The following is a 24,476-nucleotide window of genomic DNA, read 5'->3' as shown; positions in this document are numbered from 1 at the left end:
CAAACTATTCTATTTTAGCTGTCCGATAAAGATTGTCCACCATGGGCATGCTGTATACTTTCAGTAGTAATGAACATATTTGCTGATGGCATTTGCACTTGATTCTTATGGAACATAGACATTAATTCAAATCTTACTTGTCTAGAAATTTCAAAATAATCTTCCGGCTTTATTAAACCTGTAATACAAAATTCATATCCAACGTATTTAAGATTCGGATTTAAATCTGTAACACCAACGTATTTAAACGGTTCCACAGCTTCATCTTCTACTTTATAAAGATTTGGAGCGAATTTTTCATTGCAGTTAACACAAACTTCTTCTAACAATTCCTTAACTCTTGTAGGGTCTTCCTGATAGCTTACCGTAATCCGTTCAATTACGCGCATCCATCCTTTATTAAAATTTTGTATCGTCCTAATCTCTCCGTGTGGTATCGTAAGGAGTTTTCCTGACCATTCACGAATTTGCATAAAACGAATACTAATTTCCTCAATTGTTCCTGAATTTGTTCCGTTAAAAGTAACAAAATCGCCAACACGAAACTCTTTGTCCGCTAATCTCGCAAAGCCTAATATAACATCTTTTAACATCTGTTGTGCAGCAAAACCAATAACAACTCCCGCTATCCCTGCACCTGCAATGATACTTTTTATATCTACAAATTGGCTAATTAAATATATGATTAGACTGATGATAATGATATATCTAAAAATAGATCGAATCACACTTTGAATCGTTTGCTCTACCTCTTCATCAAAAAAGCTTGATTTCCTAAAAAACCAATCAATAATTCGGTTGATTACAAAAGAGATAATGATTAAAACTAAAGCAAATAGTAAAAATCTTAAAAGTAAAAACTCTCTTACATAATTAAAAAATTCTTCAGTATACGTTAATACACTCATCCATCCACACCCTTAACTAATGAAAATTTCATGAAAAACTAATTTATTGTCATACCTTTTGATTTCCTTAAAACTTGTTACACTTTCTTCTATAAATATACCCTTTTTTATTATCTAAAGGGAGATAACAATAGAATTTTTTATAAATGCCTTTATGTTAAGACCTCAATACTTACCTAAACAAAAAGGGGAATATTAACACAACGCCGAATTGTTCATTTGAAAATATTTTGACTCGCGGAGGTTAACTAACAATGGGCTATATCGAAGAACTAAGAGAAATTATTGGATCAAGACCACTCAATCTAGCTGGCGTTGCTGTAGCTGTTTTCAATGAACAAGGACAAATATTACTACAACAAAGGCGAAATGGTGTTTGGGGTGTTCCCGGTGGATTTGTTGAACTTGGTGAATCAACAGAAGAAGCCGGAAGACGTGAAGTTCTTGAAGAAACAGGGATTGAAATAGGAACTTTACAGTTAATACATGTATTTTCCGGAAAAGAATTTTTTGTGAAATTACCGAACGGAGATGAATTTTACCCTATAACAATCGCATACCTTTGCAAAAATATTACAGGTGGTACGTTAAAAGCTGATGGGTTTGAATCATTGCATGTACAATTTTTTAATTTAAATGGATTACCAGAAAAAATTAGTCCATTCATAAAAAAACTAATCGAGCAAAACGTCGTCACAATTTAAACGAAAAAAGAGACCTTTTTAAAGGCCTCTTTTTTTCACTTCACTTCTGCATGTAAGCATGACTTAAAATGTCCAAGTGCAAATTCATGTCCTTGCGCATTAAAAGATGCAACTGCCTTTTTATAAACTACGATTTTAAATCCTTTATTATAAGCGTCTACTGCTGTGTGAAGAACACAAATATCAGTACAAACACCTACAAGATGAACTTCTTCTATTCCTCTTTCTCGTAACTTCATTTCTAAGTCTGTTCCTGCAAATGCACTATATCGTGTTTTATCCATATAATATACATTCTCTGCATTTTTATATGTTTCGTACACTTCTTGTAATTCACCAAACAAATCTCTCCCATTTGTACCAGCTATGTTATGAGGCGGGAATAACTTTGATTCTGGATGGTATACATCGTTTTCTTCGTGTTTATCAATCGCAAAGACAACATAATCTCCATTTTCAATATATTGCTTCGTTATATGGACAATTTCCTTCTCAATTTCTTGTCCTGGTTTCCCGCATGTTAAAGCACCTTTTTCAGCTACAAAATCATATGTATAATCAATATTAATAAGCGCTCGTTTCATAACTACTATCTCCCCTTCTTCTGTTTCACAGTAAACAATAGAAAATTTGTTATTACGACATCGTATGTACTATTCGACATTTCAAATGAAATACCTACATATTTCCCTCAAAACTTACCTTAATCCGAGTTTATCATATGATAGATAAACAATGGTAAAACAAATAGCTCCTTTTAACAAATCATGAATTTGTTAATTGAGCGTAATTTGAATTACTTCTTGTATCGTAAACCAAATTAATGACATCGTTATACGAATAAAGACGATACGAATACACCGATTCACATCTTCAGCCTCTTTCTCTGTCATAGTAGAAACAAGTGATTTACCATGACATCCTCTAGTATAAACAAAAAAGTACACTACTTTTTGAGTAATGTACTTTTTATTCTTCTTATGACGCTGGTTTTGTTTCGAATGTTGCTTGATTTAAACTAATAACCTTTCCTTTTGGGTCATTGTTTTCATACTGAACTGCAGTAATCGTATGACTACCTGTCTCAAGCGTCTTTTCTTTTAATTGTACTGTTGTCTGTGTTGTACTAGTGACTTGATGTTTATCTGCATACACTTGGTCTACAAATATAAATGTTTCTTTATCGTTTTGAAAATTAGAAAGCTCTAATTCAACTTGCTGAATTAAAGTATCCTTTTTGATGAATACAGCCGGTATATTACCATTCTCAGAAGTGCCATCTGGTGTAATGACTTTTACTTTTCCTTCTCCGACTGGCACTGCTCCTTCAGGAAATACAACTATATTCTCATTACTTGCGTTTACAACTTTTTCTTCCTGCTTTGGTTGTGTACCCTCTTTTTCCTGCGGAGCACCGCAACCAACTAATAACAATACAGACAATCCAGTGATTATGAATTTTTTCAAAATTCATCCCCCCTGTCATTTCATTATAATTTATTATACAAAAATAACTTTTAAATTTTAAGACTACTTTTTACACTTTCATGAACAAATAGAATATTGCTCACGATTAATGTATCATACTTTCCTTAATAGAACATTAATTTTTTTATGAAATAAATAGTAATTCCCTCTTATCTATCATTTTAGCCCAACAGATGAATTACATACCTGTCCAAAATAAAAAGACATTGTTCATTCAATGTCTTTTTATTTTGGGCTTTAAAAAACAAATGTTGTAATCTCATCTACTTCTTTCCTTGGAAGTTTCTTCGGCTTATCTTTTGGAAAACCGAGTGAAATAACCATATTTATTTGTTTTTCAGGCTCAATTTGTAAATATTGTCGTAGTTCATCTTGAGCTAACAATACCGGTCCTGTCATCGGGCAAGTACCAAGCCCCTTCGCATATGCAGCCAACATTAAGTTTTGTGCCGCTAAACAGCTACTCTTAATTCCTTCTTCTTCCCAAACTGAATCTGGAACAAAAGCAATTGGATCAAAAATCTTTTCACGAAACTTTGATTCATATGGTGTTGCCAAACATACGATTAATACTGGCGCCTCCGAGAAAGCTGTTGCATATGGTCCGAAAGAACGTGTAAGTAATTTCCCTGCTTTCTCTTCTCCGTTTTCTGCCGCTTTTGCCGCAAGTTTATGTAATGCATCCCATGTCATTTGTTCAATTTCTTTAATTTTCTCTCGGTTCATAATGACCAAGAATTCCCAAGTTTGTGAGTTTGTATCACTCGGTGCATAACGAGCACAATCAATAATTTCTTTTATATCACTAGTGGATACTTCTTGTTCTGTGAACTTCCTAACACTTCGTCTACCGTGAATTACTTCTTTAAAATCTTCATAATTCATACATTAAATCCCCTTTTTACAGCGTTTTCAAATCTGGTCCTATGCTTGAATTATATCATGAAAAAAAGCTGGAGGAATACCAGCTTTTTTCTTCAATATTAGTTCGTAACTTTAAACAAACGAATACTTTCTTCATATGCAACTTGGAGTTTCTTTGTAATCGATCCTCTTTCGCCGGTTCTAAACTGTTCATCACCTATTTGAACGACTGGGAATATTTCAAGTGGTGTCGCTGTAAAGAAGCACTCATCAGCCTCATATACTTCTTGTAGTGAAAATTCTCGTTCTTCTACTTCAATATGTAACTCTTTCGCTAATGTAATAACGAAGTGACGTGTAATGCCGTGTAGAATGAAATTGTCAGCCGGATGTGTAATCAATTTATTATTCTTCACCATAAAGAAATTTGAATGACACCCTTCAGTTACAATTCCATCTCGTACTAATATCGCTTCTTGATAGCCTTGTTCGTTTATTTTATTTTTAATCATAATATTAGGTAGCAGATTTAAAGATTTTATATGACAGAACTTCCATCTTATATCCTCTTCTACAGTAACTTTTACTCCTCGTTCCATAGCAGCAATTGGTCTTGGAAACGAAACAATATTTGCAAAATATGTTGGTTGCATATTTGACTCATATACATGATTACGTGCTTGAGCACCTCTTGATATTTGCAAATATACATTCCCATCTTCTTGAAATTGATTTTTTTCAATCATTTGATGCAACTCTTCCACTAACTCCTTCTTAGTAAAAGGTGGAATTAGTTTTATTTCTTCCATAGAATTAAAGAATCGTTCCAAATGTAGATCTAATAAATGTGGCTTCCCATCATATAGTCTGAATACCTCGTATATACCATCACCAAATTGAAAGCCTCTCTCCTCCAATGGAATCATCGGCTGTTCTTCCTTCGTATTTACAATTCTTCCATTAAACAAAATCCAATCTTTATGAGTAGCTTTCATTCATTCCCACTCCTTTATTCCAGAATTGTTTTAATTGTACAACTTATCCACGATCAAAAGAAGGAATTTTCTGTATTTTATAATTAAAAAAGTACATCACTCATTTACAGTGATGTACTTGACCATTTATTTACTTTAGAAAATATTTTTCAATATCATCTAACATAAGGTTTGCAGCTACAATACCACCTGCTGTATTCCAAATCACTTCATCTACTTGGAATACTTTATTATCTTTAGAAGCCTGTAACTGCTTAAAGAGCGGATCTTCTATCCATTCTTTCGCTAACGTGTTTCCTTCATTATTCTTATCCGCATCTTTATCAGATGTGAAATAGAATAAATAGTCCCCGTCCATATTTGGAATTTGTTCTTTTGTAATTCCTTTTATCGCAAATTCATCTTTATCTTGTAGTGGTGGTCGTTTAAATCCAATATCATTTAATACAACGCCTGAGAATGAATTTTTTTGATAAATACGAACATCACCTGGGACGAAGCGAATAATTGAAACTTTAGAGTTAATTTTATCACCTAATTGTTCTTTTATTCCTGCAATACGCTTTTTATAATCATTAAGAGCATTTTGTCCTTCTTTTTCTTTATTTACAGCTTTTGTATAAAGCGTAAAGTTTTCTTTCCAATCACCGCGCAATGTTTCAGCATATACTGTTGGCGCGATTTCTTTTAACTGCTCGTATATTTTTTCGTGACGCATTTTATTTCCGATAATTAAATCCGGCTTAAGCTTCATTACTGCCTCTAAATTAATGTCACGCTCTGTTCCTACTACTTTCGTATTTTTTAACTCTTTCGCTAAATGAGAATACCATTCATCACCAGCTCGTGGTTTTGTAGTTCCAACTGGCATTACTCCAACACTTAAAAGTGCCTCAGCACCCTCATTTGTTAAAACAACAACTCTTTTTGGCGTACCATTTACTGTCGTTTCGCCCATTGCATGTTTTATCGTATATGAATCTTTTGCTTTAGCTGATGTATCATTTTCTTTCTTCTCTTCTTTACTACATCCTGCAATTATGATCGTTAGTAACATAATGCAAAATATAAACATATTTTTAGTGCGTGTCATAAGTCCTCCTAGTTGAAATTGATTATCATTTACATTTTAAAGAGTAATGTATATCTCATACATTGTCAATAGATATATCAGAAAACTTTTTTAATATATATAATTCAGACCTCATCTTTATTCAAAATACTTCTTTACTTATTTGCTACTCACATTTTTTAACCGTAGCATATAAAAAATAAATGGACATAAGAAAGTAATTGTAATTCCAGTCAATACATAACGTACATAATACATATCAGGTATTACTTTTTTTAGTATAAACTGCATTATTAGCATGACACTAAGGCCTAATACTGTTTTTATCACTTGCATTTTTAAATTATTATTTTCATTTATTTTAATAAAGTGATTTTCTAATATTATACCAATCGTAGAACCTGTCACAACTCCAAGTAACTTTAAATTATCTATTTGGTCTGTTATAAAATACATAATGAGTGAAACTGCCAATACAATTCGTTGTAACAATATAAATTTCCTATCACTTAATTCCCCTGTTACTTTCGTATATAAATAAACAACTATGACACTAATTAAAACGGCACTTATTATATCACTGAGCCAATGTACACGTAAATATAGACGAGAAGTAGCAACCAATATTATAAAAATAATTCCAATGATCCAAATGATTTTCTTTTTACATAAAATCATGAGTGAGCTCCAAAATGTTGCAGCTAAGTGGACGTGTGTACTTGGAAAAGAATAACCTGCTGCTGATTTTTCATATAAAGCTTGAATTCCCTCGTATGTATACGGTCGTGGGATTTTCATGAACTCCTTTACCACTATCCCCATATAACCAGAGAAGCAAAGCATAACAATCATATGAAACGCTTTTCTTTTAGAAACGCACCAATATAAAATCGAAATAATAACTAAATACAACGTCTCATTTGCAATACTAGATACAAGTTTAAAAAATGTTGTAGGCACACTTCCCTCCAGACTGGTCATCCACTCAAGAAATAACATATCAATATTAAACATACAAAAACGATACCTCCTAAAAAACACCTTCTACTATTTGTTAGCACTTAAGATAAACTAGTTGATTCACATTTCAAATTTATTCACCTACTTACGTTATAGATCAAGAATATATAGTATCACATACTAATAATAGATAATATGTTAAATCATCTAATCATTTTTATAAATTCTAGTGGGATTTTGAGCTTTATATACAAAAACATATACATCTTGTTATCCCATTACTTATATTTCATTTCAGATTGCATCCATCGCACTTCGTATTTGTGTGTGTTATTGATATATGGAACTACAATTAGAAAAATATAACTTTCAAAGCCCGTGCCCATCATTATGTATAAGTAACACATAAGGCCATTACAATTACAAATAAAAAAACCGCCTTATGTAAGGCGGTTTCTATCGTTGTGCTTTAACCAATTTAAAATAAATATATACGATTGATAGTGAATATAACGTATGCAAAATAAAAGAAATAAAAGGGCTATTCCAGTGCTACTATACAGCAAACCGAACTTTAAAAAAACATTTAACAGTGGCGGAAAGTTCGTTATGTTTTGTAATGTAATAAGCATACAAAATAAAAGGAAAAACACAGGGGCATATTGTAATTCATACGGCTTTCTCTTCTTATTCATTCTTTTTCGAATGAACATATGGATTAGCTCTGCTACTAGAAAACACCCTCCAATTAATAAAAGACCAGAAGTCATCGTCATACATCCACCTGCCTTATATTTATCCTGCATAACTACTCATCGTTATATTTTCTTCACATATATTCCATCTTCTTCATTAAAACCAAAGCCCTCTATGAAAGATTTTGCTTGTTCTGTTAATTCCGTTTGCAGTACCTTTATCTCTTTCACATTTCTTTCTTTCATCATTGCTTCAAATGTAAAATACGTATTTGTCCCATAACCGTAACTTTGATAATCAAAGTGAATAATTAACTGAGATAAAACCGCACTCTCCTCTTGAACAAGATAATCTATTACACCAATATATGTATCATCAACTTTCACACAATACTGTACCTGATTCTCACTTAAACTATGTGAGCGAAACATTTCTTTAACAACGTTTTCATTTTCTACATTTACTTTTTCAAACGTAATCATATGTTGTCCATCCTTTTACTATTATTGTATCAATAATTCGTTCCATTTATGAAAAAAACCTTAAGATCATATGCGATCTTAAGGTTTTTCTAATTAAACTAAGCTATACGCACGTTTCGTTTCTTCGTGGAACTTATTCGTATCGTATTTATGCTCAACATAAATTTGATGCCATACCATAAACGCAAGTACAGTCCAAATTTTACGGCTATAATCGCCTTTATCTGCACAATGTGCTTCCAGTAAGTTTAATACATACTGTTTGTCGATTAAATGCTCTGTTTTACTCTCGTTTATAATATTGATAGCCCAATCATGCATTTCGTCTTTTAACCAGTGACGAATTGGTACTGGGAATCCAAGTTTTTTACGATCTAATACGTGATCTGGAACGATTCCGCGTGCTGCTTCACGTAAAATAGCTTTCGTAGTTCCGTTAGCAATCTTAAATTCAGTTGGAATTTTAGATGCAACATCGAATACTTCTTTATCTAAGAACGGTACACGAAGTTCTAATGAGTTTGCCATTGTCATTTTATCAGCTTTTAATAAAATGTCACCGCGTAACCATGTGAACATGTCAATGTACTGCATTTTGCTTACATCATCATAATCTTTAATTTCGTTATACAATGGTTTCGTGATATCCATATAGTTAACACTTTCATTGTAATACTTCATTAATTCAACTTTCTCTTCTTCACGGAAGATTTTCGCGTTTCCATAGTAACGCTCTTCAATCGGCGTACATCCACGCTCTAGGAAGCTCTTTCCTTTAAAGCCTTCTTTAAGAGCACCACTTAATGCTTTTAGAACGCTCTTACCTGGGCTAGGAATGTAAGAGAACATTTTTAGTGAGTTTGGCTCACGATAAATGTTATAACCGCCAAATAGCTCGTCTGCACCTTCACCTGAAAGAACAACTGTTACATGCTTACGTGCTTCTTTTGCAACGAAGTACAATGGTACAGCTGCTGGATCTGCTAAAGGATCATCCATATGCCAAATGATTTTTGGGAACTCATCCATAAACTCTTTCGCTGAAATGAATACGTTATGGTTTTTAACGCCTAATTTCTCAGCAGTTTCTTTGGCAACATCAACTTCACTGAAACCACGTTGTTCAAAACCAATAGAGAATGTTAAAAGATTTGGATTCATTTCTCTTGCGATAGAAGCGATAATAGATGAATCGATACCACCAGATAAGAATGAACCTACTGGTACATCACTGCGCATATGCACTTTTACTGAATCATATAACACATCACGAATTGCTTGGATATGCTCCTCTTTCGTTGCGCTTGAAGCATTGAAATAAGGTTTCCAGTAGCGATGGATTTTCATCTCTTTACCGATTTCTTTTACGAAATAATGACCAGGCTCGATTTTATTAACATCAATTGTTAATGTTTCTGGCTCTGGACCATATTGGTACGTAAAGTAATGTTGTAGTGACGTTGGATTAACGCCTTTATCTTCCATCACATGCATAATACTTTTCTTCTCAGATGCGAAGAATGTAGTATCACCTTGTTGTGCGACGTATAAAGGTTTAATACCGAAGTGGTCACGTGCACCGAAAAGTTTCTTCTCTTCACGATCCCAAATCATAAATGCAAACATACCACGAAGATAGTCTACACATTTTTCTTTCATATGTGCATACAATGCAATGATAACTTCTGTATCTGATTGTGTTGCAAACGTTGCACCTTTTTCAAGTAACATTTCACGTAATTCTACATAATTGTAAATTTCACCATTAAAAATAATTACATATCGATCATTTTCATAAGTTAGCGGCTGATGTCCTGCCTCTAAGTCAATGATGCTTAAACGGCGGAAGCCAAATTGTACATGTTCATCACGAAAATATCCTTCGTCATCTGGACCGCGGTGGAAAATCATCGTGTTCATATTTTCAAATTGATGTTTTTCTGTTTCTGAAAACTCTCTAGGGTTTTCACATAAACATCCTACAAAACCACACATACTTCTTACCCTCTTTCAGTTTTCATTCTGTCTATATACTACTATATCAACCCTATTTATACTAGCATAATCAATTGAATATGGCGACCAAAAACTATAAAAAAATCACTCCATTTCACATTTTTAACAATTTTTTATGAAAACATGAAAACTAGGCAATCACCTTTCTCCGCTTTTGTCATATGATATTGCAAATTGATTTCTAGGAGGGAATACCATGAGTGAAGAAAAAAAAGACTCTTCTCGCCCACCGGTTCGCAATTATTTAAAGCAAATTGATGATTTCTTCGAGCAAACACCACTTCGCAATGTAATCGCTGATTTAAATCATTTTTTCCAAAAAGGAAATCGTTTATTAACATTCCCCGTAGATTTATATGAAGTTGGTGAAGAACTCGTTGTTACAGCTGAGCTACCAGGTATACAAAAAGAACAAATTCAAATTGAAATACAAAGTGAATACTTAAAAGTCTCTGTAAAAGAAGAGATACTTGAAGAGGTCGAGGAAGAAACATCTCATAACTATTATCGCCGAGAACGTTCCATTTCAGAAGCATCAAGATTGATTAAATTACCGTACTCAATTAATAAAAAAGCAGCGAAAGCTTCGTATCAAAACGGCGTGTTAGAAATTCGGGCACCAAAACTTCCACAACAACATGACATTTTATCCATAGACTAATGTAAAAAAAGAAGGGTGCTGTGCACCCTTCTTTTTAATCCACTAATCTCTTCATATCACGTATAATGTCTTCGTACGGCGTATTACTAATACCACTATACTTTTTCATTACTTTTCCGTTTTGATCAATTAAATAAAATGATGTACCATGTATAACTTGACCATCCTCAGGTTTATCTACAAGTGATTGGAAATTATCTTTTGAAAACTTTGTAATATCTTCTAATGAATAACCCGTTAATAAATTCCAGTTACTAGTATCCTCTGTAAACTTTTGAATGAAAGCCTTCAAATTCTCCGGCTTATCAAGGTCTGGATCTACACTAAACGAAACAAACTGAACGTCTAATTTCTCTTCTTTTGCCATTTTTTGCAGTTTTGCCATATTAGCAGTCATTGGCGGACAAACTGTTTGGCAATTTGTGAACATAAAATCAGCAACCCAAACTTTCCCTTTTAAATCTTTTGTACCAAATGACTTTCCATCTTGATTTGTAAATTGGAAAGTTTCTAAATCCCAATTCAATGGTTTACGAAGCTTTGAACCCGATCCACTACATCCAGCAAGTACAAAGAGACAAAATACAACCATAAGACCAATTATTTTTTGATAACGCTTCATTTATAAACCTCTTTTCTCTATCCTAAATTTAAATAGGTTATGTTTATCATAACAAAAGTTAACACTACGAGAAAATTGTTTACTACATTTGTTCACGAAATCGTACGAATTTACGTATGTTACTTCTTTATTTCAAGCTAATTACTAGACAAAATTTATTTTTTTACTATTATTTCTCTAAATAGAAGTTGCAAAACTAATTTTATTGTTACTTTTGTAAACGCATCCCCCTATTTTTTAACAATTCCTTAAACATTCATCCATGTTATACACTGTATTCCTTAACAACATTTCGGTACAATACAATTACAACGATTTTAAATGAGGTGATGTTCATGACAAAACGTTATGAAAACATGGATAATGTGAGTACAAAAAAATCAATTCGTTCCTTTATACGTTGGCGAAAAGAACGAAAACAAAATAAAAAGGATTTTTCTTTTTTAGTAGAACAATCACCTGTTAAACAAAGTAAATTCCTACAAAACAACTTTGAAAAGACGACTGTAACTTGGATTGGTCATTCCACATTCCTTATCCAAACGAATGGGCTAAATATATTAACAGATCCAGTATGGGCTACTAAATTAAAATTAGTTCCAAGACTTACTGAACCTGGTCTTTCTATACAAGAACTACCTAAAATTGATATTGTCCTCATTTCACACGGTCATTATGATCATTTAGATTTTTCAACGCTTCGCCAGCTAAATGATGATGTTTTATACCTTGTACCTATTGGACTGAAAAAACTATTTACTCGCAAAAAATTTACTCGTGTGGAAGAGCATAATTGGTGGGAAAATACAATCATTAATGATGTTTCCTTTCACTTCGTACCGGCCCAACACTGGACGAGAAGATCCTTATTTGATATGAATACATCTCACTGGGGTGGATGGATTATTAGCAATGAAACAACGAAAGAAACCATTTATTTTTGTGGTGACAGTGGATATTTCCAAGGTTTCAAAGAAATTGGCAAACGCTTTTCAATTGATATTGCCCTTATGCCAATTGGCGCTTATGAACCAGAATGGTTTATGAAAGTATCTCATGTTTCACCTGAAGAGGCAGTGCAAGCTTATTTAGATTTAAACGCTACACACTTTATACCGATGCATTACGGAGCCTTTGCCCTCGCCGATGAAACACCCCGCGAGGCAGTAACAAAGCTCCGAAATAATTGGAATTTACGTATGTTACCGTGGGAACAACTGCATGTACTCTTTTTAGGCCAAACTTTTACTTATAATAGCGCAACAAACGATAAGCAAGTAAATGAAAAAATTGAAACATTACACGTATAACGTAACTACTTATTTTCTATATCCAACATATACTATAGAAAATCATAAAGTAAAACTTTAATCAGTGGGTGTTTTCTATGAATGAATATTTACAGACTCGCTATATCATTAGCGGGAGTGCCTGTATAACCCTTCTTATTTCTTACTTTCTATTCACATAAAAAAGCTACTTGAAAATTCATTTCAAGTAGCTTTTTTATTACTCTGCTAAATACATAAATCCGATCGCACCCGGACCTGTATGAGTACTAATAATAGGCGTTGTAAAGAAAATTTCTGATTGAGCAAATCCACTCACTTTTTCAACAGCCGCTTTTACATTTTCAGCTAAAGGAATTGCTTTCGCGTGTGGAATTGCAACAGCTTTTACAACTTTTCCAGCTGTATCTTCCTCAAATAACTTAGCTAACGTTTTTACAATTTGACCTTGGCTACGCACTTTCGTAACAGGGTTATAAACACCATCTTCAAGGCTAGCAATTGGCTTTATATTAAGTAGCGAACCGATAAACGCTTTTCCTTTACCGATACGCCCACCCTTCACTAAATTTTCTAATGTATCTACTACTACATATAAACGAGTATTCTTTCTCACTTCATCTACACGTTTTAAAATTTCTTCTAGTGAGCGTCCTTCATTTGCCATTTTCGCAGCTTCTATTACTTGATATGCTAAAGCATGTGTAATAAATTGAGAATCAACAACTGTTACTTTTGTGTCGGTCATTGATGCAGCACTATTGGCAGTTGCCACAGTACCACTCATTCCACTTGTCATATGAATGGAAAGTACTTCACTTCCATCTTCACCTAACTTGTCATACATTTCTACAAATGTACCCATTGCCGGTTGTGATGTTTTTGGTAATTCCTCTGATTTAATCATTTCTTCAATAAATTCATCAGGTTGTAAATCAACGCGATCTAAATATGTTTGTCCATTTACAGAGATTGATAATGGTAGCACATGAATGCCATACTTTTCGATTACATCCTGCGTTAAATCCGCAGTTGAATCTGTTACAATTTTAATTTTTTGCATATTATATTCTTCCCTTTCCAATACGCTCTCCTTGTTATTATACTAGCATTCCCTGTGCTTTCAACAATTTCGAACAAATTTCACCAAATTAATTATATTTTTATACCTAAAATGAAAAAGACAGAGTTTACTAACCCTGTCCATACTCTGTATCATGCATTTTTTTCAAGGGTATTTGTTTTATATACATTTAAATAATCATTCCACTTCAAACAATTTTGCAAATATTCACGGAAAGAATACGAAAATCTTGGGTGCTTTTGTTTTTGAATTTTTGCAATAAATAATTGAAGACGAGACTGAATTAGAAACGATAATGGATGCTGTGCCTGTAGGACAGGGATTTCGAATATTTTAATACAATCCCCTGTTGAATGAGTGAAATAAAAACTTTTCGTAATCACAATATCAATCCTCTTTTTCATTGGATTTTTGAACTTCCTCTACTTTACGCTGTAACACGTTGTTTAAAGTGGAGACTTCTATGAATACAAAAGTATCCTTAGTCAATCCCTGTAGTCCTTTTGGTTAGAAGATTTATACTCTATTCATCCTCCGTCCTAAATATCCGATAAGACAGGAATCCCGTTATCCGTATATTGCTTAATAATTTTAGTATAAACTTAGCAAAGCGCAAAGTTTGTCTAAATTTTGGAGATTCTATAATTTTTTTCTTCTATATATTGTATACGTTTATATCTAAAGTATAACAAATAAATAAAAAAAGTGCCTTTATAACGAGGCACTTTTCGACTGTATTTCTTCTTCTCTTTTCTTTTTTCGCTTATTAACAATCTTTGATAAAGCGATACTAATTTCATAAATACAAATAAGCGGTACCGCTACTAAACTATGAGATAAAAAATCAGGCGGTGATATACACGATGCAATGATAATCAATGCTACGTAAGCATACCTTCTTATTTTTATTAGAAATTCCGCCGTTAACAGTCCAATACTCGTTAAAAACATGACAACTACAGGTAATTCAAAAATCACAGCAAATGGAACTGTTAAATTAAGTACAAAATGAAAATACTTTTCTGTCGTAAACATCGTATTAAACATTTCATTACCTATCGTAGTTAAAAAATGAAATAAAAACGGCATTACAACGAAATATCCAAAACATAAACCTGCAATAAATAATATAGACAATACCGGTATATACATTACTGTCATTTTTTGTTCATTTGGATGTAAACCCGGTTTTACAAATAACCAAATTTGTATAGCAGCAAAAGGAATTGTACAAACGATAGCAAATACTGTAGCAATCGAGAAAAAAATCCATAATACATCACTTGGACCGAGAACTGTTAATTTCATTGGTAAATCTTTTACTAGCCAAAAATAAATATCCTTCGTAAAAGTAAATCCGATAATTAAAAATAGGACAAAGGATAGCACTGTATATATTACTCGTTTGCGAAGCTCAACAATATGTTCTACTACGCTCATTTCCCGATCTTCCATCTCGTTCACCACACTTTATTTATCCATTTCGAGGAAAATCCATTACATTTTTTCTTTCTTTTCCTTGTCTTGAAATGCATCATCAGTCAATTCTTTCGTTGATTTCTTGAATTCTTTTAACGTTTCCCCTAAAGCCTTTCCGATTTCCGGCAATTTTTTCGGCCCAAACAAAATAAGTACAGCTACTAAAATTAAAATTAATCCTGGAAAGCCAATATTTGAAAACATTTCTCCATCCCCTTTATTAGTAGATTCCTTGTCCTACTATTGCATAATTTTATTTTGTCAAAAAAGTTTGAAAACGTCAACAAATCCATTGCCTTTTGTCAAAAAAATTCAAAAATATAATCAATTATACAAATTTCATTTTCTATTGCCCTTGTGTATGATATGGTAAGGGAAACGACATATTATTTTATGATAGTAGAAAGGATTTGCATTATGACTGAAAAAATGACAAGAATGACGCAATTTGTGAAAGAAGAAATTGCAAATGCAATTACACATGGTATCGGTGCCATTTTAAGCATCCCTGCCTTAATTATATTAATTATTCATGCCTCTAAGCATGGTACCGCATCTGCTGTATTTGCATTTACGGTTTATGGTGTAAGCATGTTCTTACTGTACTTGTTTTCTACATTGTTACATAGCATTCACCATCCAAAAGTAGAAAAATTATTTACTATACTAGATCACTCAGCCATTTATTTATTAATCGCTGGCACATATACTCCTTTTTTACTGATTACACTTCGTGGACCATTAGGCTGGACGTTACTCGCTATTATATGGACACTAGCAATCGGGGGTATCATCTTCAAAATTTTCTTTGTACGTCGCTTTATTAAAGCATCAACATTATGTTATATCATAATGGGATGGCTCATAATCGTTGCTATTAAACCACTTTATGAAAATCTAACTGGACATGGTTTTTCACTACTTTTAGCAGGCGGAATTTTATATTCTGTAGGGGCTATATTCTTCCTTTGGGAAAAATTACCTTTCAATCATGCCATTTGGCATCTTTTCGTTTTAGGTGGTAGTGCGATGATGTTCTTCTGCGTACTCTTTTATGTCTTACCTACAGCGTAATAAAAAGGTTTCAGCTTAATGTAAGCTGAAACCTTTTTTATTACTTATGTAATTGTGATGCGATAACGTCCTGTGTATGTTTCGTTAACTCTTTAATATCCATATTCGCGTACTCTTCAGGTGTAATCGGCTTAGAAATTGTTACTGTTGCATGAGCTGGTTTCATACGGTTGCCATTCGCTTCAAACATTTTATATGTCCCATCTAATGTTACAGGTAAGATTGCTACACCAGATTTTACTGCAAGGTGAAAACTCCCAGCCTTAAACTCTCCGATTTCGCCACCCTTACTTCTCGTCCCTTCTGGGAAAATTACGATAGAATGTCCATTCTTTAATAGTTCAATTCCATCTTTAATCGCTTGAAGAGATTGACGACGATCATTACGAACCATAAATACACAATTCATAAGTTCCATCCAAGTTGGTACAACTGGAAACTTCTTAATCTCTGCTTTTGAAACGAATCCAATTGGCTTATTTAAGTAACCTAATAATACGGGAATATCCATATTACTTTGATGATTACTTACAACTAGTACCGGCTTATCTTTAGGAACATTTTCAAGTCCCTTTACTTCAACTGCCCCACCAGCTACACGTACCATTTTCTTACCAAACCAATTTGTCGTTTTATACACAACATTATCTTTTTCTTGTGGCGACATCGTATTTACTTGTTTTTTCAGACGCCACATTCTCGGTGTAATCGCAATTACGATTAAAATTAAATAAAAGATTTTAAAAAACGTTTGAATCATACAGAACCCCCACCTATTATCATTCCGACCTTCATTATACTAGACAAACGAAGGAAAAAGAAGAAAAAATGTCCAAACAACAAGTGCTTGGACATTTTTAAGTATTCTATATTAGAAACGTTTTGCTAATTCACGAGCATTAGCAATTGCTGCTTCTTTAATTTCTGGTGCTTTTTCAGGGTTTGCATTCATACCTTCAACTGCAATATATTCAGTTTCATTTACACCGATAAATCCTAATACTGTTTTTAAGTGATTGCGGCCGAAGTCTACAGCTGCGTACGCTCCTTCAGAATAAATGCCACCTGTTGCTTGAATGTGAAGTGCTTTTTTGCCTTCTAATAAGCCAACTGGTCCATTTTCAGTATATTTGAATGTTTTACCTGCGATTGCTAAGTTATCTAAGTATGCTTTTACTACTGGTGGATAGCTAAAGTTCCACATTGGAGTTACGAATACATAACGATCCGCATGCATAAATGTTTCTAAGTTTGTGTTCATTGCTGCAACTTTTTGTTGTTGAACTTCAGTTAAAGTTTCAAAGCCTTCACCTGCTGCAAATTTACCCCAAGCAGCGAATACATCTGCATCGATTGCTGGTACTGTAGTGTTGAATAAATCAATTGTTACAACTTCGTCTTGTGGATGTTCGTTTTTATAAGCTTCGATGAAAGCTTCCCCTACTGCCACTCCGAAAGAACCTTCTGCTGAATTTGGATTTGCTGTAATAAATAGTACTTTTGTCATTGTATTCTCTCCCTTTTACACACTTTATCTTTAATTTGAGATTTATAATTCGAAAGTAAATAACTTACCTTATGTAAGTATAATACAAAAAGTCGTGTGTGATGTCAATAAAAAATAGCTACTTTTTTTTCGTAAGTTAATGATTTATTTTGTTTCTTTAAAATTCAGTATATAGATATTAAAAATTTTTTCATACAAAAAGGCTATCTCTACAAATTATAGAGATAGCCTTTTATTACATGTTATTTTTGAAACACATGTTTCACTTTTTCAGCCGGAATATTACTTCCGCCTCTACCTTTTACATCTTCAATCATCATTGTAATGACCATATCTGGTGAATTTAAATCAAATGCAGCGAACCAGCCTAGTTCTTTTCCTTCGGCCTCTTTTGATACTTTCAATTCCGCTGTACCTGTTTTTCCAGCAAGCGTCTTACCATCAATTTTAGCAATTTTTCCAGTACCATCTGGATCATTAATTACTTTCGTCATAGCAGTCTTTAATATATCCTGATTGCCTTTTGAAATTACATTCTCTTTCCAAACTTTTGGTTGCTTATCTGTTTTAATAATATATGGAGAAGGTATGTTTCCATCATTAACAATTGGTGCGTACGTTAATGCTAGATGGAGTGGCGTCATTAATACTTGCCCTTGTCCATAACCTGTGTCTGCCATTTGAATATCATTTTTAATTCCATCATTTGCGATTTTAGAAGCTGGGAATCCGTATTCAATTGGTAATTTCTCATCAAATCCGAATTTTTTCGCCTCAGCCATAAATTTATCTTTTCCAATTTTCAAAGCTTCTTGTGCGAAATAAATATTATCCGAGTATTTCATTGCCTTATCAAAATCAATCGGATTCGCATCTTTTACACGTGTTACGTAATAATTGCCCCAAGAAGAATCTTTCGTCCATTTCAGTCCTTCAATTTTCAATTCTTCTTTTGGATCGATTGTTTTCGTTTCAAGACCAATTGCACCTGTAATTGGCTTAAATACAGAACCTGGTACCGATAATTGTGTAAATCGATTCGTCATCGGTTTTTTCGGATCATTATTCCAAGCCTCGCGTTGTGCTTTTGATGTTCCTCGTGCAATTAAATTAGGATTATAAGCTGGACTACTTACAAGAGCAATAGTTTCTCCACTTTTCGGATTAATTGCCGCACTTGAACCAGCTTCTCCCTTCATTTCATTATACGTTTTTTCTTGAACAACACTATCGATAGTTAAAGTTACATTTTCTCCATCAACAGCATCTGTCTTCGCTAAATTTTTAATTTCTTTTCCCTGTGCATCTTCCATGAAGACACGGCCACCTTTTTTCCCGCGTAGCTGTTCTTCCAATACTTGCTCTAATCCAGCCTTACCAACTGGCTCATCGGCTTGATAGCCTTTCTTTTGAAGCGTTTTTAAATCTTCAGCATTTACTTTTCCGATATAACCAGTAAGATGCGCTGCTGCTTCCCCTAACGGATATGTACGAACATTTACAGGTTTTGCTGCAACACCTGGTAAATTGATGTACGTATTTTGCGTTGCTCCCTCAGGCAAAATTCCAATTGGTACGAGATACCCTGGTTTTACCCATTTCGCAGCTAGTTTTTGATCAATCTCTTCTACAGACATATTTAACAACTTCGCTACTGCTTCTTTCGTTTGCGGAGCAGTTTCATCTAATTTTTCTGGAACAATTCCAATCTCAGAAGCTTTCCCATTCGTCGCAAGACCTTTTCCATTACGATCGTATATTTCACCACGTTTTGGTTGTGTTGTTTGCATACGCACTTTACTATCTTTTGTCATACCTGGGAATATAAAATCAGGAGTCCAATCTATTTTCCAAGATTCTTTATCTCCATCTTTTTCTTTCACCATTTTTGCTTCATGACCAAAAGTGATTTTACCACCAACTGTATCCATACTTACTTTAAAAGGAACAGGACCTTCATCTTTTTTATCTTCTTTTAGTTCTCCTACTTCTACTTTTAAGTTTTTCACTTCAATGCCAGAATAAATTTTTTCATATTTCTCAGTGAACTCTTTCTTTGAAATATCTTTTTTTGCCTTTTCGGATAATTGATCATACATTTCTGCAAATTTTTGTTTATTCCATGCTTTTGTATATGTATCAAACGCTTCTTGTGGTTTTTCTTCTTTACCACATCCAACTAACATGAACGTTAAGCAAAGAAAAAGAATCCCCCATATCTTTCTCAATCGATTCTCCTCCTCTTTCTATATGAATACTTTTGAAAATTTTAGCATTTTTACATGCTAGATTTCATTATAGCACTATTGAATATCATCTATAAACTTATATTAACGAATACAAATAAAAAGATTGATGTGAATTTCACATCAATCCTTATTATTATTGTTGCTTCTCATATACATGATAATAGTACGTATACGGATTCTTTTCATCCGTTAAACCTTTTTCAACAAAAACTTCTTTCCAATTTGTCATATCCATTTCTGGGAAGAATGTATCTCCTTCAAATGCATGATGGATTTTTGTTATATATAACTTGTCTACGTAAGGTAAAAAGAGATCATAAATTTGTGCTCCGCCGAAAATAAAGATTTCCTCTTCATTTTTGCATAGTTCAAACACTTCTTCTACAGAATGTGCTACTTCACAACCTTCAACATGATACCCTTCATTACGAGTTACAATAATATTACGTCTTCCAGGCAGTGGTCTACCAATCGCTTCGTAGTTCTTTCTGCCCATAATAAGTGAATGGCCCATCGTTGTTTTTTTTACATACTGTAATTCACTCGGTAAACGCCAAGGTAAATTATTATCTTTGCCAATTACTCTATTCTCGTCCATTGCGACCATAAATGAAACAATCATTTTTTCATCTCCTCTACAATTATACTGCAACCGGTGCTTTAATTGCTGGGTGTGGATCATATCCTTCAATCGTTAAATCTTCCATTTCAAAATCAAACACAGATTTCACATCTGGATTTAATGTAAGTTCCGGGAATGGACGTGGTTCACGTGCCAATTGCTTTTCTACTTGTTCAAAATGATTCGTATAAATGTGTGCATCTCCAATTGTATGAACAAATTCTCCCACTTCAAGACCACATTCATGTGCGATTAAATGTGTTAGTAATGAGTAACTTGCAATGTTAAATGGAATTCCAAGGAATATATCTCCACTTCTTTGATATAGCTGACAAGAAAGTTTGCCATCCGCTACATAAAATTGGAATAGCGTATGACAAGGCGGTAATGCCATACTTGGTACATCTTCAGGATTCCAAGCAGAAACAATTAGGCGACGTGAGTCTGGCGTTTTTTTAATCATTTCAATTACATCTTTTAATTGATCAAGTGTCTCACCAGCTGTCGTTTTCCAAGCACGCCACTGCTTACCGTATACGTCTCCTAAATAACCATATTTATTTGAGAAATCATCATCTTCTAAAACGTTCTTTTTAAACAATTCCATTTGCTCATCGTACTGCACTTTAAATTCCTCATCTTGTTGTGAGCGAAGACCGAAATCAGTCATATCAGGACCAGTATACTCATCGCTTTCTACCCAGCTCTTAAATGCCCATTCATTCCAAATATTATTATTATGCTGCAATAAATAACGAATATTTGTATCACCTTTCATAAACCAAAGCAGTTCACTTGCTACAAGGCGAAACGGCACTCTCTTTGTCGTTAATAAAGGAAAACCTTTACTTAGATCAAAACGCATTTGATATCCAAATACAGATACAGTGCCTGTCCCTGTACGATCTTCTTTCTTCGTACCATGCTCCATTACATGGCGGCATAAATTTAAGTATTCATTTTCAGCATGTTTCATATGTAGTAAAACCTTCTTTCAATCGTGTATGAAATTTATCATAACATGAAAAATAGTAAATTTAATCATCCTAATCAATAAAAAATATTTCTATATTAACAGAATTCTACCCCTTTATATTTTTACAAAAGGTAAATTTATAATCGCCTGATCCTAAATCCTTTTCAATGTTATGTTCTGCTTTCCAATTCGTTTCGTCTATCCGCAATGTAGTGCTTGTATTTGGTGGTACAGAAATCTTGAGAAAGGCTTGTTCATTTTCTACACGCCACTCAATCTTAATTTCTCCATAAGCTGTCTCACGTTTTACTCTAATCCATTCTAAATTCGAATCAAAATGTGGTTGTACATAAAAATGTTTATATGCAGGTTTTGTCTCATCCATTTCTAATCCAATAATATATCGGTATATCCATTCAACGATAGAGCCATATGCGTAATGATTATAAGAATTCATACTATCATTCCAAAGTGTTCCATCCTCTTTCACGCCATCCCAATGTTCCCAAATCGTTGTGGCACCTTTTTTCACTTGGTATAACCATGATGGATAATCTTCATAAAATAGAAGCTTACAAGCAAGGTCATGCCTGTTAAACTTGCTTAATATTAAATTCAAATACGGTGTTCCTAAAAAACCTGTTGTTAAATGATTTTTATTTTCTTTTAATAGCTCAATTAAGCGATTAAATACTTTCTCCTTCACATCATCTTTCACTAGTTCAAAAAGAAGTACTAATATGTGGGCTGTTTGGGTATTTGAAATTAACCTTCCATTCGGTGTAACGAATTCATTTTGAAACGCTTGAACAATATTTCCATGTAACTCTGCATAAAACTTAGCATCTGTAGTTTCATCTAAAATCTCAGCAATTCTTCGTAAAAGCGATGTAGAATACGCATAATAAGCTGTCGCAATAAAATGCTTGTCTGTTCCGCCTTCATATACATCTGGTTTCGTATCTAATGCAAGCCAATCTCCTAAATGATAGCCTGTATCCCATAAATACTCGTTCTCACCTTGTGAACGTATGTAATCTATATACTTCTTCATACTGTTATATTGTTCTTTTAAAATCGATACATCTCCGTAATGTAAATAATGAACCCACGGGCATATAATTGCTGCATCGCCCCAACCACCAGAAGTATGTAAATCAAAATCCGCTCTTTTCCCAAAAGCATCTGGAATAACTAAAGGCACAGCTCCATTAACATTTTGATCTAATGATAAATCTTGGAGCCACTTTTTAAAGAACAATTGTACATTCATAATTTGCGTAGCTGTCCCAATGAACATTTGTGCATCTCCGGTCCATCCAAGTCGATCATCTCGCTGCGGACAATCTGTTGGCACATCAAAAAAGTTCCCTCTTTGAGACCATTCCACATTATGATGAAGTTGATTGATTAATGGATTAGACGTTTCAAATTCAGTCGCTTTTTCCATATCCGTATGTAATACAATCCCTTCAAAATCTGTTATTTGAGGTGGCTGGGTTAATCCACTTATTTTCACATACCTAAAGCCTTGATATGTAAAATGTGGTTCAAACGTTTCCTCTTCTTCTCCTTTTGCTATATACACTATTTTTTGTTTTGCCTTTCGGAGATTTCCAGTATAAAAACTACCATCTTTATTTAATATTTCAGCATGATGCAATTCTATCTTTTGCCCAATATAAACATGACGGACTATAAATCGAACCCACCCTACCATATTTTGCCCCATATCAATGAGCCATTCGTGATTCGGTAGTTTTGAAATAGAAATCGGTTTTATAATTTTCATTTTACGAATTGATTCATTTTCTTGTGCAACAATTATTTGTTTAGAATGCTCAGTTACTTCAACACCTTCTAGCTCTTGCCCACTTTCTTCTAGCCTAGCGTCATAAACCTCACCTTCATAAATTTCCGAATACAAAATAGGGCTTGGAGTTACTTTCCATGTTTCATCCGTTACAATTTTTTCTTTCGTTCCATCTTCATACGTTATATGTAATTGAGCAATTATTGCTCGTCTTCTCCCGTAATAATTACGTACATGATGCATGGTAAGTGGTCCCTTATACCAGCCATTACCTACCAGAACCGAAATAGTATTCTGCTCAACCTTTAATAAATGCGTTATATCATACGTTTGATACAGTACTCTCTTATCATAACTTGTCCATCCAGGGGTAAAATAACAATCTCCAATGCGCTCTCCATTTATAGAAGCCTCGTATAATCCTAAACTTGTGATATATAAACGCGCTTTTTTAACTACTTTTGTAATAGAAAAAAATTTATTAAAAGACATAACTTGCGTTCGTTCTTTTTTCGCAGCAATCCAGTTCCCGCTCCAGTTATCTTGCCCTTGTAATCCAGTCTCCCAAAATGCTACTTCTGACCAAGATGATTCTTCTCCGTAATTATCCCATACCTTTACCCGGTAAAAATAACGCGTTTCCGCTCTGTATGAAAATGAATTGATTGGTATATGTAAACTTTGATCTGTTTCTACTTTTCGCGAATCAAACATTATAATTTCAAAATCTCTATCCTTCGCAACCTGCAATTGATAAGCAAGTTGTTTTACATTTCGGTTACTCGACTCAAGCAGCCAACTCATTTTAACAACTTTTGAATCTATACCTATCGGATTTTTTTATTATCGCAAAGTACTCTCTTTATTGTTAGCACACTTCTTCACCATCTTTTCTATATCTTAATTTAAATTAAT

Annotated in this window: 24 protein-coding genes and 2 pseudogenes; 4 read left to right on the top strand and 22 right to left on the bottom strand. The window is 33.6% G+C overall.

Annotation, left to right across the window (positions count from 1 at the left end; genetic code table 11):
* Window positions 1-14: 14 nt before the first annotated feature.
* Complete coding sequence (locus MKX31_RS09215; RefSeq protein WP_064477351.1) at window positions 15-908, bottom strand: mechanosensitive ion channel family protein; 894 nt, start codon at window positions 906-908, stop codon at window positions 15-17.
* A 254-nt stretch (window positions 909-1,162) separates the two neighbouring features.
* Here MKX31_RS09215 and MKX31_RS09210 point away from each other — a divergent pair, with 254 nt between their 5' ends.
* Window positions 1,163-1,612 carry an NUDIX hydrolase gene (locus tag MKX31_RS09210; RefSeq protein WP_064477352.1) on the top strand — a complete coding sequence of 150 codons (450 nt, stop codon included), beginning with the start codon at window positions 1,163-1,165 and terminating at the stop codon, window positions 1,610-1,612.
* Window positions 1,613-1,647: 35 nt separating this feature from the next.
* Here MKX31_RS09210 and MKX31_RS09205 read toward each other — a convergent pair whose 3' ends face one another.
* From MKX31_RS09205 to asnB, 10 genes and pseudogenes are all read right to left on the bottom strand, one after another.
* On the bottom strand, window positions 1,648-2,196 hold the full coding sequence (locus MKX31_RS09205) for a cysteine hydrolase family protein (protein WP_098102801.1): 549 nt from the start codon (window positions 2,194-2,196) through the stop codon (window positions 1,648-1,650).
* A gap of 114 nt (window positions 2,197-2,310) precedes the next feature.
* Window positions 2,311-2,505, bottom strand: a pseudogene (locus tag MKX31_RS09200) (hypothetical protein).
* Between the two features lie 85 nt (window positions 2,506-2,590).
* Entirely contained in the window at window positions 2,591-3,079 is a 489-nt protein-coding gene (locus MKX31_RS09195; protein ID WP_064477354.1) for a hypothetical protein, read from the bottom strand.
* Window positions 3,080-3,337: 258 nt separating this feature from the next.
* Complete coding sequence (locus MKX31_RS09190) at window positions 3,338-3,985, bottom strand: nitroreductase family protein (protein ID WP_064477355.1); 648 nt, start codon at window positions 3,983-3,985, stop codon at window positions 3,338-3,340.
* 98 nt (window positions 3,986-4,083) lie between these two features.
* Window positions 4,084-4,959, bottom strand: coding sequence for a D-amino-acid transaminase (gene dat / locus MKX31_RS09185; RefSeq protein ID WP_064477356.1), 876 nt, complete (start codon window positions 4,957-4,959; stop codon window positions 4,084-4,086).
* 130 nt (window positions 4,960-5,089) lie between these two features.
* Entirely contained in the window at window positions 5,090-6,052 is a 963-nt protein-coding gene (locus MKX31_RS09180) for an ABC transporter substrate-binding protein (protein WP_340980659.1), read from the bottom strand.
* Between the two features lie 138 nt (window positions 6,053-6,190).
* Window positions 6,191-7,045 carry a phosphatase PAP2 family protein gene (locus tag MKX31_RS09175; RefSeq protein ID WP_103655305.1) on the bottom strand — a complete coding sequence of 285 codons (855 nt, stop codon included), beginning with the start codon at window positions 7,043-7,045 and terminating at the stop codon, window positions 6,191-6,193.
* Between the two features lie 386 nt (window positions 7,046-7,431).
* On the bottom strand, window positions 7,432-7,761 hold the full coding sequence (locus MKX31_RS09170) for a hypothetical protein (RefSeq protein ID WP_064477358.1): 330 nt from the start codon (window positions 7,759-7,761) through the stop codon (window positions 7,432-7,434).
* Window positions 7,762-7,809: 48 nt separating this feature from the next.
* Window positions 7,810-8,169, bottom strand: a complete 360-nt coding sequence (locus MKX31_RS09165; protein WP_064477359.1) for a GNAT family N-acetyltransferase — start codon at window positions 8,167-8,169, stop codon at window positions 7,810-7,812.
* Between the two features lie 93 nt (window positions 8,170-8,262).
* Window positions 8,263-10,164, bottom strand: a complete 1,902-nt coding sequence (asnB, locus tag MKX31_RS09160; protein ID WP_064477360.1) for an asparagine synthase (glutamine-hydrolyzing) — start codon at window positions 10,162-10,164, stop codon at window positions 8,263-8,265.
* A gap of 217 nt (window positions 10,165-10,381) precedes the next feature.
* On the opposite strand from asnB, the gene MKX31_RS09155 reads away from it, so the two are divergent.
* A complete protein-coding gene (locus tag MKX31_RS09155; RefSeq protein ID WP_001288088.1) occupies window positions 10,382-10,846 on the top strand; it encodes an Hsp20/alpha crystallin family protein in 465 nt (154 codons plus the stop codon).
* A 34-nt stretch (window positions 10,847-10,880) separates the two neighbouring features.
* Here the strand turns inward: MKX31_RS09155 and MKX31_RS09150 are convergent, their stop codons facing one another.
* A complete protein-coding gene (locus MKX31_RS09150) occupies window positions 10,881-11,468 on the bottom strand; it encodes an SCO family protein (protein ID WP_046959312.1) in 588 nt (195 codons plus the stop codon).
* A 335-nt stretch (window positions 11,469-11,803) separates the two neighbouring features.
* Here MKX31_RS09150 and MKX31_RS09145 point away from each other — a divergent pair, with 335 nt between their 5' ends.
* A complete protein-coding gene (locus MKX31_RS09145; protein ID WP_088046797.1) occupies window positions 11,804-12,778 on the top strand; it encodes an MBL fold metallo-hydrolase in 975 nt (324 codons plus the stop codon).
* 199 nt (window positions 12,779-12,977) lie between these two features.
* On the opposite strand, the gene MKX31_RS09140 is transcribed toward MKX31_RS09145, so the two are convergent.
* The 4 genes from MKX31_RS09140 to MKX31_RS09125 form a co-directional block, all read right to left on the bottom strand.
* On the bottom strand, window positions 12,978-13,820 hold the full coding sequence (locus MKX31_RS09140; RefSeq protein ID WP_033657798.1) for a DegV family protein: 843 nt from the start codon (window positions 13,818-13,820) through the stop codon (window positions 12,978-12,980).
* Window positions 13,821-13,972: 152 nt separating this feature from the next.
* Window positions 13,973-14,224: a DUF2535 family protein gene (locus MKX31_RS09135; RefSeq protein WP_000629012.1), complete on the bottom strand. Its 252-nt coding sequence runs from the start codon at window positions 14,222-14,224 to the stop codon at window positions 13,973-13,975.
* A gap of 328 nt (window positions 14,225-14,552) precedes the next feature.
* Window positions 14,553-15,296, bottom strand: coding sequence for a twin-arginine translocase subunit TatC (tatC, locus tag MKX31_RS09130; RefSeq protein WP_000390124.1), 744 nt, complete (start codon window positions 15,294-15,296; stop codon window positions 14,553-14,555).
* Between the two features lie 42 nt (window positions 15,297-15,338).
* Window positions 15,339-15,524 carry a twin-arginine translocase TatA/TatE family subunit gene (locus MKX31_RS09125; RefSeq protein WP_064477362.1) on the bottom strand — a complete coding sequence of 62 codons (186 nt, stop codon included), beginning with the start codon at window positions 15,522-15,524 and terminating at the stop codon, window positions 15,339-15,341.
* Between the two features lie 213 nt (window positions 15,525-15,737).
* Between MKX31_RS09125 and trhA the strand changes: the two genes are divergently transcribed.
* The gene (gene trhA, locus MKX31_RS09120) at window positions 15,738-16,394 is read left to right on the top strand and encodes a PAQR family membrane homeostasis protein TrhA (protein ID WP_064477363.1); all 657 of its coding nucleotides are present in this window, start codon (window positions 15,738-15,740) and stop codon (window positions 16,392-16,394) included.
* 40 nt (window positions 16,395-16,434) lie between these two features.
* On the opposite strand, the gene MKX31_RS09115 is transcribed toward trhA, so the two are convergent.
* From MKX31_RS09115 to MKX31_RS09090, 6 genes and pseudogenes are all read right to left on the bottom strand, one after another.
* Entirely contained in the window at window positions 16,435-17,154 is a 720-nt protein-coding gene (locus MKX31_RS09115) for a lysophospholipid acyltransferase family protein (protein WP_064477364.1), read from the bottom strand.
* A gap of 111 nt (window positions 17,155-17,265) precedes the next feature.
* Window positions 17,266-17,901, bottom strand: coding sequence for an FMN-dependent NADH-azoreductase (locus MKX31_RS09110; RefSeq protein WP_064477365.1), 636 nt, complete (start codon window positions 17,899-17,901; stop codon window positions 17,266-17,268).
* Window positions 17,902-18,143: 242 nt separating this feature from the next.
* A complete protein-coding gene (gene pbpC, locus MKX31_RS09105) occupies window positions 18,144-20,129 on the bottom strand; it encodes a penicillin-binding protein 3 (RefSeq protein WP_064477366.1) in 1,986 nt (661 codons plus the stop codon).
* Between the two features lie 154 nt (window positions 20,130-20,283).
* Window positions 20,284-20,772, bottom strand: coding sequence for a dihydrofolate reductase (locus tag MKX31_RS09100; protein ID WP_000637214.1), 489 nt, complete (start codon window positions 20,770-20,772; stop codon window positions 20,284-20,286).
* 19 nt (window positions 20,773-20,791) lie between these two features.
* The gene (locus MKX31_RS09095; protein ID WP_000679597.1) at window positions 20,792-21,748 is read right to left on the bottom strand and encodes a thymidylate synthase; all 957 of its coding nucleotides are present in this window, start codon (window positions 21,746-21,748) and stop codon (window positions 20,792-20,794) included.
* Window positions 21,749-21,854: 106 nt separating this feature from the next.
* Window positions 21,855-24,436 (bottom strand): annotated as a pseudogene (locus tag MKX31_RS09090) (family 78 glycoside hydrolase catalytic domain).
* Between the last annotated feature and the right edge of the window lie 40 nt (window positions 24,437-24,476).

The organism is Bacillus sp. FSL M8-0063 (assembly GCF_038005545.1).
GTDB classification, from domain to species: Bacteria; Bacillota; Bacilli; order Bacillales; family Bacillaceae_G; genus Bacillus_A; species Bacillus_A wiedmannii.
This window is presented reverse-complemented; position numbering and strand designations above follow the sequence as displayed.

What these genes read in the sequence shown, in the direction of transcription:
- MKX31_RS09215 (WP_064477351.1), bottom strand. Translation starts at nt 908, where the DNA reads ATGAGTGTATTAACGTATACTGAAGAATTTTTTAATTATGTAAGAGAG.
- MKX31_RS09210 (WP_064477352.1), top strand. Translation starts at nt 1,163, where the DNA reads ATGGGCTATATCGAAGAACTAAGAGAAATTATTGGATCAAGACCACTC.
- MKX31_RS09205 (WP_098102801.1), bottom strand. Translation starts at nt 2,196, where the DNA reads ATGAAACGAGCGCTTATTAATATTGATTATACATATGATTTTGTAGCT.
- MKX31_RS09190 (WP_064477355.1), bottom strand. Translation starts at nt 3,985, where the DNA reads ATGAATTATGAAGATTTTAAAGAAGTAATTCACGGTAGACGAAGTGTT.
- dat (WP_064477356.1), bottom strand. Translation starts at nt 4,959, where the DNA reads ATGAAAGCTACTCATAAAGATTGGATTTTGTTTAATGGAAGAATTGTA.
- MKX31_RS09180 (WP_340980659.1), bottom strand. Translation starts at nt 6,052, where the DNA reads ATGACACGCACTAAAAATATGTTTATATTTTGCATTATGTTACTAACG.
- MKX31_RS09175 (WP_103655305.1), bottom strand. Translation starts at nt 7,045, where the DNA reads ATGTTTAATATTGATATGTTATTTCTTGAGTGGATGACCAGTCTGGAG.
- MKX31_RS09170 (WP_064477358.1), bottom strand. Translation starts at nt 7,761, where the DNA reads ATGACTTCTGGTCTTTTATTAATTGGAGGGTGTTTTCTAGTAGCAGAG.
- MKX31_RS09165 (WP_064477359.1), bottom strand. Translation starts at nt 8,169, where the DNA reads ATGATTACGTTTGAAAAAGTAAATGTAGAAAATGAAAACGTTGTTAAA.
- asnB (WP_064477360.1), bottom strand. Translation starts at nt 10,164, where the DNA reads ATGTGTGGTTTTGTAGGATGTTTATGTGAAAACCCTAGAGAGTTTTCA.
- MKX31_RS09155 (WP_001288088.1), top strand. Translation starts at nt 10,382, where the DNA reads ATGAGTGAAGAAAAAAAAGACTCTTCTCGCCCACCGGTTCGCAATTAT.
- MKX31_RS09150 (WP_046959312.1), bottom strand. Translation starts at nt 11,468, where the DNA reads ATGAAGCGTTATCAAAAAATAATTGGTCTTATGGTTGTATTTTGTCTC.
- MKX31_RS09145 (WP_088046797.1), top strand. Translation starts at nt 11,804, where the DNA reads ATGACAAAACGTTATGAAAACATGGATAATGTGAGTACAAAAAAATCA.
- MKX31_RS09140 (WP_033657798.1), bottom strand. Translation starts at nt 13,820, where the DNA reads ATGCAAAAAATTAAAATTGTAACAGATTCAACTGCGGATTTAACGCAG.
- tatC (WP_000390124.1), bottom strand. Translation starts at nt 15,296, where the DNA reads ATGGAAGATCGGGAAATGAGCGTAGTAGAACATATTGTTGAGCTTCGC.
- MKX31_RS09125 (WP_064477362.1), bottom strand. Translation starts at nt 15,524, where the DNA reads ATGTTTTCAAATATTGGCTTTCCAGGATTAATTTTAATTTTAGTAGCT.
- trhA (WP_064477363.1), top strand. Translation starts at nt 15,738, where the DNA reads ATGACTGAAAAAATGACAAGAATGACGCAATTTGTGAAAGAAGAAATT.
- MKX31_RS09115 (WP_064477364.1), bottom strand. Translation starts at nt 17,154, where the DNA reads ATGATTCAAACGTTTTTTAAAATCTTTTATTTAATTTTAATCGTAATT.
- MKX31_RS09110 (WP_064477365.1), bottom strand. Translation starts at nt 17,901, where the DNA reads ATGACAAAAGTACTATTTATTACAGCAAATCCAAATTCAGCAGAAGGT.
- MKX31_RS09100 (WP_000637214.1), bottom strand. Translation starts at nt 20,772, where the DNA reads ATGATTGTTTCATTTATGGTCGCAATGGACGAGAATAGAGTAATTGGC.
- MKX31_RS09095 (WP_000679597.1), bottom strand. Translation starts at nt 21,748, where the DNA reads ATGAAACATGCTGAAAATGAATACTTAAATTTATGCCGCCATGTAATG.